Origin of the sequence: Mesorhizobium sp. B1-1-8 (assembly GCF_006442795.2) — a bacterium.
In the GTDB taxonomy this organism is placed as follows: Bacteria; Pseudomonadota; Alphaproteobacteria; order Rhizobiales; family Rhizobiaceae; genus Mesorhizobium.
The window spans coordinates 3,146,320-3,162,620 of sequence record NZ_CP083956.1 but is presented as its reverse complement, the minus strand read 5'-3'; the positions used below and the strand labels follow the sequence as shown (position 1 = coordinate 3,162,620).

Sequence of the window (16,301 nt, the reverse complement as noted above, 5' to 3'; positions counted from 1 at the left end):
GTCTCCGTACCTTTCCGTTTTCCCGACCCGGTGGCGCTGCCCTAGAGTGAGAGGGCGGCGCTTCGCTTCGTGACGGGTTTGGGTTCGAGAGAGAGGCTCTCGGCGCCCGTCGCGGAGTAACGAACATGGCAACTGCCATTCAGAAGATCACCCTGTCGTCCGCGCGCGACATCCCCTTCAACAAGCTGGTGCTGAGCCAGTCCAACATTCGGCGCGTGAAGGCCGGCGTCTCGATCGAGGAGCTGGCTGCGTCGATCGCGCGGCGCGGTCTCATCCAATCCCTGCACGTTCGGCCCGTCCTTGATGCCGAGGGCGCCGAGACCGGCATGTTCGAGGTGCCCGCCGGCGGCCGCCGCTATCGGGCGCTGGAGATGCTGGTGAATCAGAAGCGCCTCAACAAGACCGCCGCGGTGCCTTGCGTCGTCGGCGCGAGCAACAGCGGCATCCTGATGGAAGAAATCTCGCTCGCGGAAAATGACGAGCGCGTGCCGGCCCATCCGCTCGATCAGTTCCGCGCGTTCCAGTCCATGCGCGACAAGGGCATGACCGAAGAGGCCATCGCTGCTGCTTTCTTCGTCGGCGTCAACGTCGTGAAGCAGCGCCTGCGCCTGGCGTCAGTCTCGCCGACGCTGCTCGACGTCTATGCCGAGGACGGCATGACGCTCGAACAGCTCATGGCCTTCAGCGTATCGCAGGACCACGCTCGCCAGGAACAGGTCTGGGAGCAGATCCGCAATAGCTGGCAGAAGGAGCCATACCATATCCGGCGCATGTTGACGGAAACCACGGCGCGCGCCTCCGACAAGCGCGCCGTCTTCGTCGGCCTCGACGCTTACGAGGCCGCGGGCGGTCTCGTGTTGCGCGATCTGTTCCAGTCCGACGATGGCGGCTGGCTTCAGGATGTCAGCCTTCTCGATCGTCTCGTCTCCGAAAAGCTGAAGGTGATCGCCGACGAGATCGCGGCTGAAGGTTGGAAGTGGGTCGAGGCAGCCGTCAGCATTCCCTATGGCGTGCCCCACGGCCTGCGCGAACTCGACGGCACGCCGCCCGACGTGAGCGACGAAGAACAGGCCACCCGCGACGCACTGCAGGCGGAACTCGATCGGCTGACCGACGAATACCAGGATGCGGATGAACTGCCCGACGAGGTGGACGAACGCCTGGGCGAGATCGAAGCCGCCATGAAGGCGCTCGACAATCGACCCGTTCGCTATGACCCGACCGAGATCGCCATCGCCGGCGTGTTCGTCAGCATCGACTCGGACGGTTCGCTTTCCGTCGATCGCGGCTACGTCCGCCCCGAAGACGAGCGGCCCGTGGACACTCCGGATGACGGCGCCCTGGAAGAAGAGGTCGACCCTGACACCGGGGAAATCCGTGCGCCTGCTATCCAGCGCGCGGTCATCACCGTCGGCGGCGAGCCCGTTCCGGCAGATGATGAGGACGAGGACGACGGCCTGAAGCCGCTGCCCGAACGCCTGGTCATCGAGCTGACCGCCCATCGGACGCTCGCCTTGCGCGATGCACTGGCGAACCATCCGCAGGTCGCGCTGACGATGCTGCTGCACAAGCTGGTCAGCGACACCTTCCGGCACACCGCGCCGACCGGCTGCCTCGAGGCGAGCGTCCGGCATCTCTACCTCTCCGGCCAATCGGAGGAGATGAAGGCCAGCCCCGCCGCCCAATCGGAGCAGACGCGCCACGAAAATTGGGGCGATCATGTTCCCGCCGATGATCAGGCGCTCTGGGACTGGCTGGAACAGCTCGATGACGGTACGCGGCTCGATCTGCTGGCGCATTGCGTGAGCTTCGGGGTCAACGCTCTCTATGAGCGGCCGAATCCGCACGCCGCATCCGGCATCAGCCGCCACGGTCTCGAAGTGCGACTGGCCCAGGCAGATCGACTTGCCCATGCCACGGGACTGGACATGGCAGCAGCCGGCTGGAAGCCTACGGTTGGCAACTATCTCGGCCGGGTCACGAAGACCCGCATTCTGGAAGCTGTCCGCGAGGGCGCCGGCGAGCGAGCCGCCCAGCTCGTCGATCATATGAAGAAGGGCGACATGGCAAAGGAAGCCGAACGCCTGCTGGCGGATAGTGGATGGCTGCCCGAACCGCTGCGCATGTCGGATGACACCGCAGCCTCCGATGCTCAACACGCTACGCCCCAGAGCGGAGACGAGGATCTGCCGGCATTCCTCGCTGACGACGGTGAGGATGACGAACTCGCCGAAGAAGACGACGAGCCGGCGGGAATGATCGCGGCCGAATAGAACGGTGACACGAGGCGGCCCGCCCGTCGCGCACTCCGCGCCCTGCCGTTCGGCGGGGCGCTTTTTTTGTGTCGGCCCTTGAGAGGAAGAGGCCCGCCGGGACGGATGAGTCCGGGCGGTTCGAGAGAGAGCGCCGGCCGGCTCGTCCGTTCCCGCTCTCCCGAGGATCTCCCGATGACCATCCTGTTGCCCCCCGCCCCGGCCGCGCCCGTCACCGTCGCGCCCGCCATTCTCTGCGCCGCTGACGGCCTGCTCGGTCATCTCGAACGTGGCGAGCGTATCGATCTGTCCACTCTGCGCGCCGCGATGGAGACCGCCTTCGGTGCCTCCGATAGCGCCGGCGTCTGGGATTGGAAGGCCGCCTACGAGGCCTGCGAGGTCGCAACGGTCCTCTTCTTGCGTAAATATGGAAAGGCGCTTTTCCGTAAGGCCGCGTCTCCGGCCGCACGGCTGGCTGTGCTTGCGAAGCTCGTCGCGCTGCTGCCGACCCATACTCGCCGGTCGGAGGAGTCGCAGGCGCTGCAACAATTCTCGACCCCGCTTCCCTTGGGGCTCGCGGCACTGGCGGCGGCGGCCATCACGGCGAGCGACCGCGTGTTGGAGCCGTCTGCCGGCACCGGCCTTCTGGCCATTCTCGCGGCGACGGTCGGCAGCTCTCTGATCCTCAACGAACTGGCCGACACCCGTGCCGACCTGCTGTCGTCCCTCCTCCCCACCCTGCCCGTCACCCGCTTCGACGCGGCGCAGATCGACGATCATCTCGACATCAGCGCTGTGCCGTCCGTCGTGTTGATGAACCCGCCATTCTCGGCAATGGCGAACATCGCGGGCCGCGTCACAGACGCCGGCATGCGCCATCTCGCCTCGGCATTGAATCGTCTGGCGCCGGGCGGACGGCTGGTCGCGATCACCGGCGCCAATGTCGGGCCGGACCTGCCGGACTGGTGCGAAGCGTTCATTCGCCTGCAGGAACGCGGCATAATCGTCTTCTCCGCCACCATCGCCGGCTCGGTCTATGCCAAGCATGGCACGACATTCCCGACGCGGCTGACGGTCATCGACAAGCGTCCGGCCGCCAATCCCACCGATTTTCCCCCCTCGCCAGGGATGGCCCCCGACGTCGCGACGCTGCTCGGCTGGATCGAGGCGATGGTCCCGCCGCGCCTGCCCGTCACGCAGCCCGTAGTCACGTCGAGGCTCCAGACGCCGGCGCCGAAGACCGTGCGCGGATATCTGTCGCGCTCGGCAGCGGCACGGCCCGTCGATGCCGTAGAAGTCGATCCCGAAGGCGTAGAACTCGCCTACGAGACCGTGGACTGGACATCGCCCGAAAGCATCCGTCTCACCGATGCGATCTACGAAGAATACGGATTGCAGTCGATCCGCATTCCCGGCTCTCAGGCTCACCCGACCCAGCTGGTGCAGTCGGCCGCCATGGCGAGCGTTGCGCCGCCGAAGCCGAGCTATCGCCCGATGCTGCCGAAGAACATTCTGTACCTGTTGTCGGACGCGCAGATCGAGACGGTGATCTACGCCGGCGAGGCCCACAGCGATTATCTCGCCGGATCGTGGTCGGTCGACGAGACCTTCGATCTGGTCAAAGCCGCTCCTGCCGACGCCGGTGGCGCCGTCCGGTTCCGGCGTGGCTTCATGCTCGGCGACGGCACCGGCGCCGGCAAGGGCCGTCAGTCGGCCGGCATCATCCTGGACAACTGGTTGCGCGGCCGCCGCAAAGCGGTCTGGATCTCCAAGTCCGACAAGCTGATCGAGGATGCGCAGCGCGACTGGTCCGCGCTCGGCATGGAGCGCCTCCTGGTAACACCGCTGTCGCGCTTCCCGCAGGGCAAGACCATCTCCCTGTCGGAAGGCGTCCTATTTACGACCTATGCCACGCTACGCTCCGACGACCGTGGCGAGAAGGTTTCGCGCGTCCGCCAGATCGTCGAATGGTTGGGCTCCGATTTCGACGGAGTGATCATTTTCGACGAGAGCCACGCGATGCAGAACGCAGCAGGCGGCAAGGGAGAACGCGGTGATGTCGCCGCCTCACAGCAGGGGCGCGCCGGGCTTCGCCTTCAGCACGCCCTGCCGAATGCCCGCGTCGTCTATGTCTCCGCCACCGGCGCCACCACGGTTCACAATCTCGCCTATGCCCAGCGGCTCGGCCTGTGGGGCTGTGAGGATTTCCCCTTCGCCACGCGCGCGGAATTCGTCGAGGCGATCGAGGATGGCGGCGTTGCGGCCATGGAGGTACTGGCCCGCGACCTCCGATCACTCGGCCTCTACATGGCGCGGTCGCTCTCCTACGACGGCGTGGAATACGAACTGGTCGAACACCGGCTCACCGATGAGCAGCGCCGCATCTACGACGCCTATGCCGGGGCGTTCGCGATCATCCACAATCATCTTGATGCCGCCATGCAGGCCGCCAACATCACCGGCCACAGCGGCACCTTGAACCGGCAGGCGAAGTCCGCTGCGCGTTCGGCCTTCGAGAGCGCCAAGCAGCGCTTCTTCGGCCACCTCCTCACCAGCATGAAGACGCCGACCCTGATCCGCTCCATCGAGCACGATCTGGAAAGCGGCCATGCCGCCGTCATCCAGATCGTCTCGACGGGCGAGGCCCTGATGGAGCGACGCCTGGCGGAAATCCCGACCGAGGAGTGGAATGACGTTCGTGTCGACATCACGCCGCGCGAATATGTCCTCGACTATCTCGCCCATTCCTTCCCGGTGCAGCTCTACGAGCCTTTCACCGACAGCGAGGGCAATCTGTCGTCACGGCTAGTCTATCGGGATGGGCAACCGGTCGAGAGCCGCGAAGCCGTCGCGCGTCGTGACGAACTGATCGAGCGTCTGGCCTCGCTGCCGCCCGTCCCCGGCGCACTCGACCAGATCGTCCAGCGCTTTGGCACCGATACGGTAGCGGAAGTGACCGGCCGCTCGCGGCGCATCGTCCGCAAGTCGTGTGCCGACACCATGGGCGATCGCCTGGCGGTGGAGAACCGCGCGCCATCCGCCAATCTGGCCGAGACATCCGCCTTCATGGATGACCAGAAGCGCATCCTCGTCTTCTCGGACGCTGGCGGCACCGGCCGGAGCTACCATGCCGAGCTGTCAGCGAAGAACCAGCGCCTGCGCGTCCACTATCTGCTTGAACCGGGCTGGAAGGCCGATGCGGCCATTCAGGGGCTCGGCCGCACCAATCGCACCAACCAGGCGCAGCCGCCGCTCTTCCGGCCGATTGCCACCGACGTGAAGGCGGAGAAGCGTTTCCTCTCCACAATCGCCCGGCGGCTCGACACGCTCGGCGCGATCACACGCGGGCAGCGTCAGACCGGCGGCCAGGGCCTGTTCCGGCCGGAGGATAATCTGGAGTCGGCCTACGCCCGCGATGCCTTGCGCCAGCTCTATCTCCTGCTCGTGCGCGGCAAGATCGAGGGGTGCTCGCTTGACCGTTTCGAGTCCGCCACCGGCCTGAAGCTGATGGATGACAATGGCATCAAGGACGAGCTGCCGCCGATCACCACCTTCCTCAATCGGCTGCTGGCGCTCACCATCGAGCTTCAGGGCGTCCTCTTCACCGCCTTCGAGCAATTGCTCGACGCCAAAGTGGCGGGAGCGATCGCCAGCGGCATCTATGATATCGGTCTGGAAACGCTGACGGCCGAGAGCTTCACGGTCACGGATCGCAGGACGATCTACACCCATCCGGCGACAGGCGCCGAGACGCGCCTTCTCACCATCTCCCAGCGCGAGCGCAATCGTCCGATGTCGCTGGACACCGCGTTGCGGTCGCTGGACGACGGCCACGGCAAGCTGCTCGTGAACGAGCGCTCGGGCCGCGCCGCCGTGCAGGTTCCAGCACCATCGCTGATGCTTGACGACGGCGAGATCGAGCGCCGCGTCCGGCTGATCCGGCCGATGGAGCATCATCATGCCTCGTTGAAGATGATAGCGGAAAGCCATTGGCAGGAAGCTCACCCCGACGCGTTCAATGCGGCGTGGTCCCGTGAACTCGATGAGGTTCCGACCTTCACCGACAGCACTATCCACATCGTCGCCGGCCTTCTCCTGCCGGTCTGGAAGCGCCTGCCGAACGAGTCGACCCGCGTCTACCGCCTCCAGACCGATGGCGGCGAACGCATCATCGGCCGACGCGTGTCTCCGGCCTGGGCCGCGAACGCCGCCTCCACCGGCACGACCAGCCTCGGGGCCGACGATGCGTATGCGGCATTGATCGAGGGACGCACCATTCTGGATCTCGCCGATGGGCTCCAGCTCCGCCGTGTCCGCGTCATGGGCGCGAACCGGATCGAACTCTCCGGTTTCACCGAAGCGACGCGCGACCGCCTGTGCGCCTATGGTCTCTTCACGGAGATCATCTCATGGAAGCTGCGCTTCTTCGTACCGGTCGATGCGTCTGGGCCGGCGATCATCGGAAAGCTGCTCGATACCTATCCGATCGTGCGCATCTCTGAGCGGGAGGCGGCGTAATGGCAGGTCACGACGCTTCGGATCTCGCAACACGTCTCGGCCGGCAGGCCGAGGCGGTCTGCCGGCGCTACCTCGGCGCCGGTCATCGCCAGGGCAACTATTGGCAGGTTGGCGATGCTCGCAATACGCCCGGCCGCTCGATGTTCGTGCGGCTGAAGGATTCACCAAAAGGCCCGGCGGGCAAATGGACCGACGCCGCCACCGGTGAGCACGGCGATCTTCTCGACATCATCCGGGAGAGCTGCGGCCTCATCGGCTTCAAGGACGTCGCCGACGAGGCACGCCTCTTTCTCAGCACGCCACCTGAGCCAGAGCCGCGCGTGGACGAACAGCGCAGTCCCGCACCACAGGGCTCACCCGAAGCAGCACGGCGCCTCGTCGCCGTGTCGCAGCCGATTTTAGGCACGATCGTACAAACGTATCTGCGGGAACGCGGCATTACGGATTTGCGCGGAACCGGACATCTCCACTTTCATCCGCGCTGCTACTATCGGCCTGACGAGCACTCTCCGACCGAGACCTGGCCAGCCATGATCGCTGGTGTCACCGACCTCGGCGGCAGGATCACCGGCGCGCATCGCACCTGGCTCGCACCGGACGGCTCCGACAAGGCGCCGATTGCTACGCAACGCAAGGCGATGGGCGATCTCCTCGGAAACGCGGTTCGCTTCGGGAACGCCGGCGAGGTCATGGCGGCGGGCGAAGGCATCGAAACGGTGCTCTCGCTCAAGCAGAGTCTGCCCGACATGGCCATGGCGGCAGCACTCTCAGCCGCACATCTCGCTGCCATTCTGTTCCCGGGCGCGCTGCGCAGGCTCTATATCGTCCGCGACAATGATCCGGCCGGGGACGGCGCGCGGGATAGCCTGATCGAACGGGCGAACGCGGTCGGGATCGACGCGACCGTGCTCTCGCCGATGCTCGGGGATTTCAACGAGGATCTGCGAACCCGCGGGCTCAATGCGCTGACGGCGAACGTGAGGAGCCAACTCGCACCCCAGGACGTCGCCCGTTTCATGGCGCTGGCGGCATAGCCCTGGACGAGGACGGCGTGGTGCGGTGCATCGTCATCGTGCCCGTGCGGATGCATCTGACCGTCGGAGAGAACCGCGCCTCGGCCTTCGAGAGGGCGATCGGCCCATAGCCGGGCCGGCCCGGCAATGGCGGCGGCCGGCTATTTTCCGGCGGCGCATCTCCACCCCACGCGGCAGGCCGCGTGGGGACCCCGGTGCCGCGCCTTTCCATCGCGAACCAAAATAGCCGGCCTCTGCCATCCTCCGCTGACGCTCCGGCCCGGCGCTGCGCTCCGGGTGCAAGGCCGATCCGCCCATGGGCTTCGTCGCCATGAAGGCCGCGACGGTCGCGGTCCAACCGATGGAGCATCCCATGAGCGAGCACGACGACTTCGAGCCACACCACAACACATCCCCGACCGACCACCTCCTGCAGGAACTTCAACTTTACGGCTTTCGTCCCTTCGAGGATGAACCCGACCCCCGCCCACTCCCTGAGGGCGACCGCGTGGCCGGCGCCATCGCCGATATCTTCGACGCCCTGATCTCGACCATGCAGGACACACGGCTCGAACCCGACCTCGACGACCTGCTTTGGTCGACCGTCAATCTCTTTCACCGCGCCACCGACCGCATCGAGCGCGAGCTGGACGACAACGAGCAAGGACAGCGCCGCAGCCAACGCGAACAGGACGGCAGCGAGGTGAAATCGGTCGAACTGGAGCGCTTGACCGCCGAAGGGCAGACCTTGATCGAACGCCGCAACGCGTTCGAGCTGATGCGCGACCAGGCCGCCGATCACTTCGAACGGCAGACCGGATCAAGCTGGCGCCCGCGTACCGGGTCGATGGTCAACCATCGCAACCTCACCTCCGCGATGATCGACAGCCGCGACTTTCTCGCCGCAAAACGGCGCGCAGAGACCGAGGTCATGTTGCCCGCCGGGCCGAAGATCGCCTTCTCGGGCGGTGACACCACCGATCACAAGCTCATCTGGGTGAAGCTCGATCAAATCCATATCAAGCACCCCGACATGGTGCTCATGCACGGCGGATCGCCGAAAGGCGCCGAAAAGATCGCAGCCCGCTGGGCTGATCACCGCAAGGTGCCGCAGGTCGCCTTCAAGCCCGACTGGACGAAACATGCCAAGGCGGCACCCTTCAAGCGCAATGACCAGATGCTGGCGATCATGCCGATCGGGGTCATCGTCTTCCCGGGCACCGGCATTCAGGACAATCTTGCCGACAAGGCCCGCAAGCTCGGCATTCCGGTCTATCGCTTCGGAAGCGGCGGCGCGTAAGCGCCGCCCCATCTCATCGCCTGGCGATATTTTGACGGTCCACGACGTGAAGCATATCTTCGCATCATGTTGCGGCTTGCTTCGTTCCCTGACACTGTCGTTCTCGACGTCGCGCTTTCCGAGACTTTTCTTCGAACTGCCACCGGCAGCATGGAGGGCGCAAATTGGGCGGTTGAAAATGGCGCCGACAATGTCGCCTTGCATCAGTCTGCCATCGCCATTGAATCGCTGCTCAAGTCTTACCTGCTTCGCACCGTCACCGATGATAATTGGAATCGGACGCACATACGGCATGATCTCGACAAGGCAGCGCGCTACGCCGCCAAGGCCGGTCTAACTCTCCCGCCAGACCTGCAGTGCGTAATCTCCCTCCTTCACCCTCATTTTCAGCGCGGCGGCTTCCAGCGTGATGTAGCACGACGATGGCCGGGGGGATTTGCAGCCGACGTCGGCGAAGTTGTCACCGCGCTTGCGAAGCTCGTGGCATAGCAGTTTGCCGTATCGACAGCCCGGCTGCCTCTTAAGCTGAACACCACCCCCACTTCTCGTCGCTGATCCTTGGTCCAGCCGATGGCCTGACGCCATCAACCCGCAAGGGGTCGGACTACGCAAAGCGTGCCGCCGCTGCGGCTTCGCCTGCGCGGTGATTGCGGCCCTCGGCCGAACACATCGGGCGCCTGTCAGCGGGGGATGGTCCTCCGCTTCAAACAGGAGCCGGATCGATGTCCCTTTCCGACGCACATGCCTTCGCCTTCAGCCTCGCCGCCACCCTGATGGTCGCCATCGTCATCTTTCGCGCGGGCGACGGCACGCTCTCGGTCATACCCGCCAACGAATACGACGGCGACGCCGCCGAGATCGTCGGCGAAATCGATCCCTTCGCCCCATGACGGGGCGAAGATCCTGTCGGGCGACGCGGAAACCTTGTCGGTTTTCGCTCCCGCCACGATTCAACTTTTGCTATGCTCTGCTTCGCGCCGCGGTGGTGGTGGAAGGCGCAACCGTCAGAGCATTTCTCTCGGAGACACCGCCATGATCGTTCTCGGCATACTTCTCAGCATCATCGCCATCGGCTTTTTCTGCTGGCTACTCTTCACGCTCGCCATCTTCGCGCTTCCATTCTTTTCGGGCGTCAGCACAGGTATGTGGGCATTCAACGTAGGCGCTGGCTGGCTCGGCGCAATCGTTGTCGGCGCTCTCGCCGCTGGACTGACACTCGGCCTTGGTCAGCTTCTGCTCAACGTCGTTCGCCCGCTGTGGGCGAGACTGGCGATCGCGCTGGTGTTCGTCGCGCCCGCTGCTATCGCCGGCTACCATGCAACCCATGGCATAGTGAAACACGCCATGCCATCGGCGACATGGCAGATTGTCTTTTCTGTCGTCGGCGCGGTGGCCGTGGGCGTCACGGCATTTGTCCGCGTGGCAGGCATGACGGCCGCCGACCAAACCGGACGTGGCATAGTCCGGGCTTAGGCGGGGCCGACGAACTGGTACGGAACCAGCGCGACGTTGCTCTCGCAGACCACGGCATCCGACGTCGGGGCTCTGGCCTTGTGCTTCGCATCATCGCAACGAACCCACGCAGGCGACCTGTCGGGCCTTCAGCTCGGGCGGCGATGTCGTGGCTGCGGCACTGAACGATGAATGGCGGAGCGACATTTCTGCCGTTGCCAAGCCGATGATGGTCATGCGCAGGCGTGGCCCGAGAAGAGAGGGTGGAGCGCCGGTCGAGTGCATGTCGGTCTTGTGAGGCGCGTCGGTGGCCAGCCTCTTCGTTTCAAATTCGTCCGGCGAGCGCTCCAAACGGCCTCTTTAATGGGCTGATCTAGCCGAAGGGCGGCTGACGCCTCGACCGCCTATGCCGCAACGGCGCGTCCCGACTTTCTTCCCCTGCCGAAACCACCCCGCGCGACAAGTCGCGCGGGGACCCCGGTTTTGCCGTCATTCCTCGCGAACCAAGAAAGTCTCATCCGCGCCATCCTCCGCTTTGCTTCGGTCGCGAGCGATGCGTCGTCGGTCGCCTCCGTCCAACCGATCGCCATCGAGGCCGCATGGTGCGGGCTCGAGAACGGAAAAACGGAGACTTACCATGGCCACCATCGGCACCTTCAAGAAAACCGGCACGAACGAGTTCACCGGCGACATCGTCACCCTCAGCGTCCAGGCCAAGGGGGTGCGCATCGTCCCCGACCTGCGCGCAACCGGCGAGAACGCCCCCAGCCACCGCGTTCTGGTCGGCCGCGCCGAGATTGGCGCCGCCTGGTCGAAGCGCTCCGGCGAAGGCCGCGACTACCTGGGCCTCAAGCTCGACGATCCAAGCTTCAACGCCCCGATCTACGCCAACCTCTTCGATGACGAGGATGCCGACACCTTCTCTCTGATCTGGTCCCGGCCCAACGGTCGCCGGGGCGACTGAGCCCCGAACAAGGCCCCGGTCAGATTGGCCGGGGCCTTCGCTATGCAAGCGACCGAATCTGTTCGGCCTATTCGGCGCAATCCAGAGGAAAAGATATCGATTTTCCTCGCGCGCGGCCCGCGAGAACGACTAATATAGTCGTAGTTCTGGCAGGTACATTCGCGTCGGTGGGGAGGTGATGATGCATGATCGCCGTCCGGCAATCACGGGCCGCGTGCGCGTTGCTTGGATGGACGCAGGAGACGCTCGCTGAGCCCGGCACATTGCTGACCGCGCTCAAACGCCTCGAATCCGAGAACGGATCGGAGGTGACGGTGACGATGCGATCAAGTTCGTAGAGCGTTCGAGGCAGCCGGTGTCGTCCTGCTCTCAACCGACAAGGGTGAAGGAGTGCTGCTGTTGGATGGCCGGGACCAGGCTAAGCCCATCCGCTCGCGTCGTTCCGATAGCGCACCGACTGTCGTCCCTTGTCACAGAAGTGCTTGGCAGGAGTGCCAACGAATGCCGGTCGAGTGATGGTCGGCCTATGAGACATGTCATGACGTCATTTCTGGAAGAACCACCGATAAGGGAAACGCTCACGGCTTATGATCGCGAGCATATGGTGCTCTACCTGCGCCTGCTCGACTCGGCTCGCGATGGCGCTGATTGGCGCGAGGTTGTCCAGATTCTTTTCGGCCTTGACCCCCTACAAGAGCCGCAGCGCTGTCTCAAAATTCATGACTCGCATCTCGCGCGTGCACGTTGGATGACGGAGCACGGCTATCGTGAACTGTTGCGCACGAAGCAGTGATCGCCGCGATGCTTTTTTGGCATCACCCTTTGCCGACTTCCTAGCTTCCACACGACAACCCATCCGGGAATCTTGATTCTCTCACAAGTTCAAGACGAGGAGAGCATCGCGATGAGACCTGACGCGTCCGGCTGGCGTTCGCCCAACGGCTACGATCATGTCGAGGACATGGCCGCAACCGACCTCGCCTGGGAATGGCTCCGCCGTAACGACTCCTACGACAAGGACTTCGAAGAGTTGAAAGAGATGAAGGGGGATACCCGTCCGTTGACCGACGCGATTCGGCAGCGGTGGAGGTTGCGATTTCCCGGTGGACCCGCTGGATGCCCCGCCCGAAGCTCGCGTGATCTGGCTCCCGCAGGACGACACCGGCGCCATCGTTCTCACAGAGGCGCCTGCGGTCCTGTCCGCAAGCACTGCGCAGTATCCGAAAATCGGCGTCACTCTCATGACCAGCGACGAGGGCGAAACCTCCCTCCTCTATGATCTCGGCAACGGGCAACGCCTGCAGATCACGCATCACGATGTCGAGCCAGGCCGCGTAGCGCTCGGCGCGTTCGTGCCTCTCGGTATCGAGGGGTTCGACCGGGTTGAGTCCATCCAACGCCTGCTCGCCGCGCTCCACAATAGAGCCGTTCCTCCCGAAACGCGGCTGACCAAACAACAGCGCGCGCGACTGCGACGGATGCTGCAATGCGTCGATGGCTATCGCGATGGCGCCACACAGCAGGAAATCGCGCAGGTCATCTTCCGCATGGGTCCTCTTGAGCGCGACGACTGGCAGGCATCCTCTGCCCGCCACGCCATCAAATCCCTGCTCAGGGACGCGCGTGCCATGATCGCAGGCGGCTATCGCAAGCTTCTTCGTCATCGCCGGGCAAGCTTAGCGCATCAGGATGCCGTTCATGGTGGGCGAATTTAGCCTCCCCTAAATTCGCCCTGCAACTCGCCGGTCCTGCTTCGCCATCGTGACCTTCGTTAGCCGCTGAACACCAGCAGCCTCAACGAACCCACGGAGGCCCCCATGCGACCCGATCTCGCCGTTCTCCCACCGCGCTTTCTTCGCACCAAGGAAGCCGCGGGGTTCCTCAGCCTGTCCGCCCGCACACTCGAAAAGCACCGGACCTATGGGACAGGCCCTGCCTATCGCAAGCTCGGCGGCCGCGTCGTTTATGCGATCGACGACCTCGAAGCCTGGGCCGAGCGTGGCGCTGTCACCTCGACCTCCGATCCGCGGGGCACCGTCCTTCCAGCCAAGCGTCACACGCCTCAACCGCCCGCTCATGGCGGCCGCTACGCGCGCTGATCGCGCAGCGGCTCCCTCTTGTCGGCACGCTCCTACCCACCCTCGGAACGCGCGCAACTCGATTTATTTCATGCGCTTCCCGGCGAGTTCGCGCCTCGCGACGCGCAGGATCTCATGGCCTATCCGTTCTTCTCACTCGCAAAGTCCAAACGCGTCGCCCCGATCGATTTCAAGGCCGGCGACGTCACCATCCGCGTCGAAGCCGTGCCGGATCATGGCATGGCGACGATCTGGGATGCCGACATCCTGATCTGGGCCGCGAGCCAGATCGTCAATGCCCGCGACGCGGGCTTGCGCACCTCGCGCCTGATGGCGACGACACCTTACGAGATTCTCACCTACGTCGGCCGCGGCGTGTCTATACGCGACTACCTGCGCCTCAAGGCGGCGCTCGACCGGCTCCAATCCACCACCGTCGCGACATCGATCCGCCAGCCGGCGGAAGGCCGCCGTCACCGCTTCTCCTGGATCAACGAATGGCACGAGCGTACCGATCGCGCTGGCCGCCCCGTCGGCGTCGAGCTGATCCTGCCGGACTGGTTCTACCGCGCCGTGCTCGACGATGCACTCGTGCTCACGATCGACCGGGCGTATTTCGATCTGACGGGCGGTCTCGAACGCTGGCTCTACCGCATCGTGCGCAAGCACGGCGGCCGCCAGTCCTTCGGCTGGAGCTTCGACTTCGGCCATCTGCACCAGAAGTCCGGCAGCCTCTCGCCGCTCAAGCACTTCGCCTACGACCTGCGGGAGATCGTTAAGCGCCAACCGCTTCCCGGCTACCGGCTGACCATCGAACACCAGCCCGGCGGACCCGACGTCCTCTCCTTCGTCGCCACCGTTCCGACCTTTCTCACCCCGCCGCGCCCGAGACGGAGATCATCAACGCGCTTTGGGGATAAGCTGTGAATTGTCTCGTGCTATCGGGGACCACCCGTATCGTGCCATCGGGGACCCGATCCTCGTGCTATCGGGGACCGGAATCGACGATTCATCTTCTCCATTCAAAGCCTTGCGGCGGCCGTAACTTCTCTAACCTGGATTCCTACGGAATCTTTCTAACGCATCCGCGTTTTTGCAGCGCTGTTGATAGTCTCACCGTCGACGTGACGGTCGAACAGCGCGGCCGCATCAAGATTGCTGCATTCCAGCGCGGCATCACCATCGCCGACATGCTGCGCGAATTGTTCGCGCGCGAATACCCCGCAACATCAGGAGATCCATCATGACCGGCACCGCGGCTCCCCGCGTGCGCGGCGGCCCGTCGCCGGCCGCGCTTCCCATCGACAATCTCACCCATGTCGAGCTCACCTGGGTCGAGAAGAAAATCGAGAACTGGATTCGCTTCGGCGCGCACGCGCACGAACAGATCCTCGATCGTCGTCGGCGCGTCCTGTCGTTCCGCCCTGACGCCGTCTTCGCCTTCGTGCGCTGGGCGTCGAACGACTTCGGCACGATCATCTCGCGCATCGACATCGTGCGCGCCGTGGCACGCGGCGAGGCCTATCAGACGCTGCCTTTCGTGCGGCCAGGCGGCGATATCCTGCTCAAGATTGAGGGATGGCCGAAGGTTGAGCGCGTGCTGCAGGCGATCGACGCCATCGAGCGTCTCGACATCGATCCTGAAGCGGTCTCGCCTGAACACTGGCGGCACGTCCACAACCGATTGACCGCAGGGCACGAGCCGCGCGCCTACACGCTCGATCATCATCGCGCGTCTCTGCTGCGCCGGAGGGCGGAGCCGTGAGCCGCGTCGGTTTGCTCCTTGGGACAACGCTCGCTGTGCTCGGCGTCGGCTATCCCGGCCTCACGCCGATGCCGGTCAAGCTGGTGTGGAATGCATCGGCCAGCGCACCGATCGGCTTCTACTCGATCGATTTCGACGGGCCGTTCGAAGTGACCGATCTCGTTGCCGTCGATGCGCCGGAACCGCTGTCGACCTTCCTCGCCGAGCGCGGCTACCTGCCCAAGGGCGTGCCGCTGATGAAGCGCATCCTCGCCGTCTCGGGGCAGACCGTTTGCCGCTCGAACCTCACCATCAAGGTCGATGGCGTCGAGGTCGGCGCGGCGCTGGAACGCGATCGCGCCGGTCGCGATCTCCCCGTCTGGCAAGGCTGCCGCCGTGTCCAGACCGGCGAAGTCTTCCTCATGAACTGGCAGGTTCGCGACAGTCTCGACGGCCGCTACTTCGGCCTGATCTCGACCGACCAGATCATCGGCCGCGCCGTCCCGCTGTGGACCGACGAAGACGGAACCGGCCGCTTCGAATGGCGTGCGCCGCCACGCTGACCGCTTCGCCATCGGCGGGAGCGGTGCTCGCCGATGGCTTCCCCCATCTCACCGCCAAGGAGACAGTCATGCCGCAAATTGGTGAGTTCAGGCGCGAGGAGGCCAGCTTCATCGGAAACCTCGCAACGCTCTTACTGCATCAGGACATCATCATCGTCCTGGCAGAACCGTCCGACGCGGAGAACGCACCAGATTATCGCGTTCACCTCTTCGACGGCATGAGCAACGAAACAGGCCCGGAGATCGGCGCCGGCTGGAAACGCACCGGCGAGAAGGCCGGCGAATACGTCGCGCTGCAGATCGACGATCCGGCGTTCCCGCATCCGATTCGCGCCAACCTGTTCCGCGACGACGATGCCGGCAACGCCTGGTCGCTGCACTGGTCGCGCCCGCGCGATCGCGGCGAGAAGGATTGAT

Annotated in this window: 17 protein-coding genes and 1 pseudogene; all 18 read left to right on the top strand. The window is 64.7% G+C overall.

Annotation, left to right across the window (positions count from 1 at the left end):
• Positions 1–125 precede the first annotated feature (125 nt).
• The 18 genes and pseudogenes from FJ974_RS15310 (at position 126) to FJ974_RS15230 (ending at position 16,300) form a co-directional block, all read left to right on the top strand.
• Positions 126–2,273 carry a ParB/RepB/Spo0J family partition protein gene (locus FJ974_RS15310; protein ID WP_140532762.1) on the top strand — a complete coding sequence of 716 codons (2,148 nt, stop codon included), beginning with the start codon at positions 126–128 and terminating at the stop codon, positions 2,271–2,273.
• A gap of 174 nt (positions 2,274–2,447) precedes the next feature.
• Positions 2,448–6,770 carry a strawberry notch family protein gene (locus tag FJ974_RS15305; protein ID WP_140532761.1) on the top strand — a complete coding sequence of 1,441 codons (4,323 nt, stop codon included), beginning with the start codon at positions 2,448–2,450 and terminating at the stop codon, positions 6,768–6,770.
• Positions 6,770–7,804, top strand: coding sequence for a toprim domain-containing protein (locus FJ974_RS15300; RefSeq protein ID WP_140532760.1), 1,035 nt, complete (start codon positions 6,770–6,772; stop codon positions 7,802–7,804). Before FJ974_RS15305 ends, FJ974_RS15300 begins: the two co-directional genes overlap by 1 nt.
• Positions 7,805–8,156: 352 nt before the next feature.
• Positions 8,157–9,083 carry a DUF2493 domain-containing protein gene (locus FJ974_RS15295; RefSeq protein ID WP_140532759.1) on the top strand — a complete coding sequence of 309 codons (927 nt, stop codon included), beginning with the start codon at positions 8,157–8,159 and terminating at the stop codon, positions 9,081–9,083.
• Between the two features lie 66 nt (positions 9,084–9,149).
• Positions 9,150–9,572 (top strand): hypothetical protein, encoded by a 423-nt coding sequence (locus FJ974_RS15290; RefSeq protein ID WP_140532758.1) that lies wholly within the window; start codon positions 9,150–9,152, stop codon positions 9,570–9,572.
• A gap of 233 nt (positions 9,573–9,805) precedes the next feature.
• Positions 9,806–9,973 carry a hypothetical protein gene (locus tag FJ974_RS15285; protein ID WP_181177081.1) on the top strand — a complete coding sequence of 56 codons (168 nt, stop codon included), beginning with the start codon at positions 9,806–9,808 and terminating at the stop codon, positions 9,971–9,973.
• A 142-nt stretch (positions 9,974–10,115) separates the two neighbouring features.
• Entirely contained in the window at positions 10,116–10,556 is a 441-nt protein-coding gene (locus FJ974_RS15280; protein ID WP_140532757.1) for a hypothetical protein, read from the top strand.
• Positions 10,557–11,172: 616 nt separating this feature from the next.
• Positions 11,173–11,499, top strand: coding sequence for a DUF736 domain-containing protein (locus FJ974_RS15275; protein ID WP_140532756.1), 327 nt, complete (start codon positions 11,173–11,175; stop codon positions 11,497–11,499).
• A gap of 185 nt (positions 11,500–11,684) precedes the next feature.
• Positions 11,685–11,922 (top strand): annotated as a pseudogene (locus FJ974_RS15270) (hypothetical protein); the annotation flags it as partial.
• A gap of 115 nt (positions 11,923–12,037) precedes the next feature.
• Positions 12,038–12,292, top strand: coding sequence for a DNA -binding domain-containing protein (locus FJ974_RS15265; RefSeq protein WP_140532755.1), 255 nt, complete (start codon positions 12,038–12,040; stop codon positions 12,290–12,292).
• 111 nt (positions 12,293–12,403) lie between these two features.
• Positions 12,404–12,778: a transcriptional regulator domain-containing protein gene (locus FJ974_RS15260; RefSeq protein WP_226891275.1), complete on the top strand. Its 375-nt coding sequence runs from the start codon at positions 12,404–12,406 to the stop codon at positions 12,776–12,778.
• Positions 12,741–13,214 (top strand): DUF2285 domain-containing protein, encoded by a 474-nt coding sequence (locus tag FJ974_RS15255; RefSeq protein ID WP_140532754.1) that lies wholly within the window; start codon positions 12,741–12,743, stop codon positions 13,212–13,214. Before FJ974_RS15260 ends, FJ974_RS15255 begins: the two co-directional genes overlap by 38 nt.
• Positions 13,215–13,316: 102 nt before the next feature.
• On the top strand, positions 13,317–13,598 hold the full coding sequence (locus tag FJ974_RS15250) for a helix-turn-helix transcriptional regulator (RefSeq protein WP_140532753.1): 282 nt from the start codon (positions 13,317–13,319) through the stop codon (positions 13,596–13,598).
• A 114-nt stretch (positions 13,599–13,712) separates the two neighbouring features.
• Positions 13,713–14,504: a replication initiator protein A gene (locus tag FJ974_RS15245; RefSeq protein WP_413468309.1), complete on the top strand. Its 792-nt coding sequence runs from the start codon at positions 13,713–13,715 to the stop codon at positions 14,502–14,504.
• Positions 14,505–14,701: 197 nt separating this feature from the next.
• Positions 14,702–14,824 carry a hypothetical protein gene (locus FJ974_RS30180; RefSeq protein ID WP_264296828.1) on the top strand — a complete coding sequence of 41 codons (123 nt, stop codon included), beginning with the start codon at positions 14,702–14,704 and terminating at the stop codon, positions 14,822–14,824.
• On the top strand, positions 14,821–15,342 hold the full coding sequence (locus FJ974_RS15240; RefSeq protein WP_140532750.1) for a DUF2840 domain-containing protein: 522 nt from the start codon (positions 14,821–14,823) through the stop codon (positions 15,340–15,342). Before FJ974_RS30180 ends, FJ974_RS15240 begins: the two co-directional genes overlap by 4 nt.
• A complete protein-coding gene (locus FJ974_RS15235; RefSeq protein ID WP_226891274.1) occupies positions 15,339–15,884 on the top strand; it encodes a S26 family signal peptidase in 546 nt (181 codons plus the stop codon). Before FJ974_RS15240 ends, FJ974_RS15235 begins: the two co-directional genes overlap by 4 nt.
• Positions 15,885–15,952: 68 nt before the next feature.
• Positions 15,953–16,300 (top strand): DUF736 domain-containing protein, encoded by a 348-nt coding sequence (locus tag FJ974_RS15230; RefSeq protein ID WP_140539210.1) that lies wholly within the window; start codon positions 15,953–15,955, stop codon positions 16,298–16,300.
• Position 16,301 lies beyond the last annotated feature (1 nt).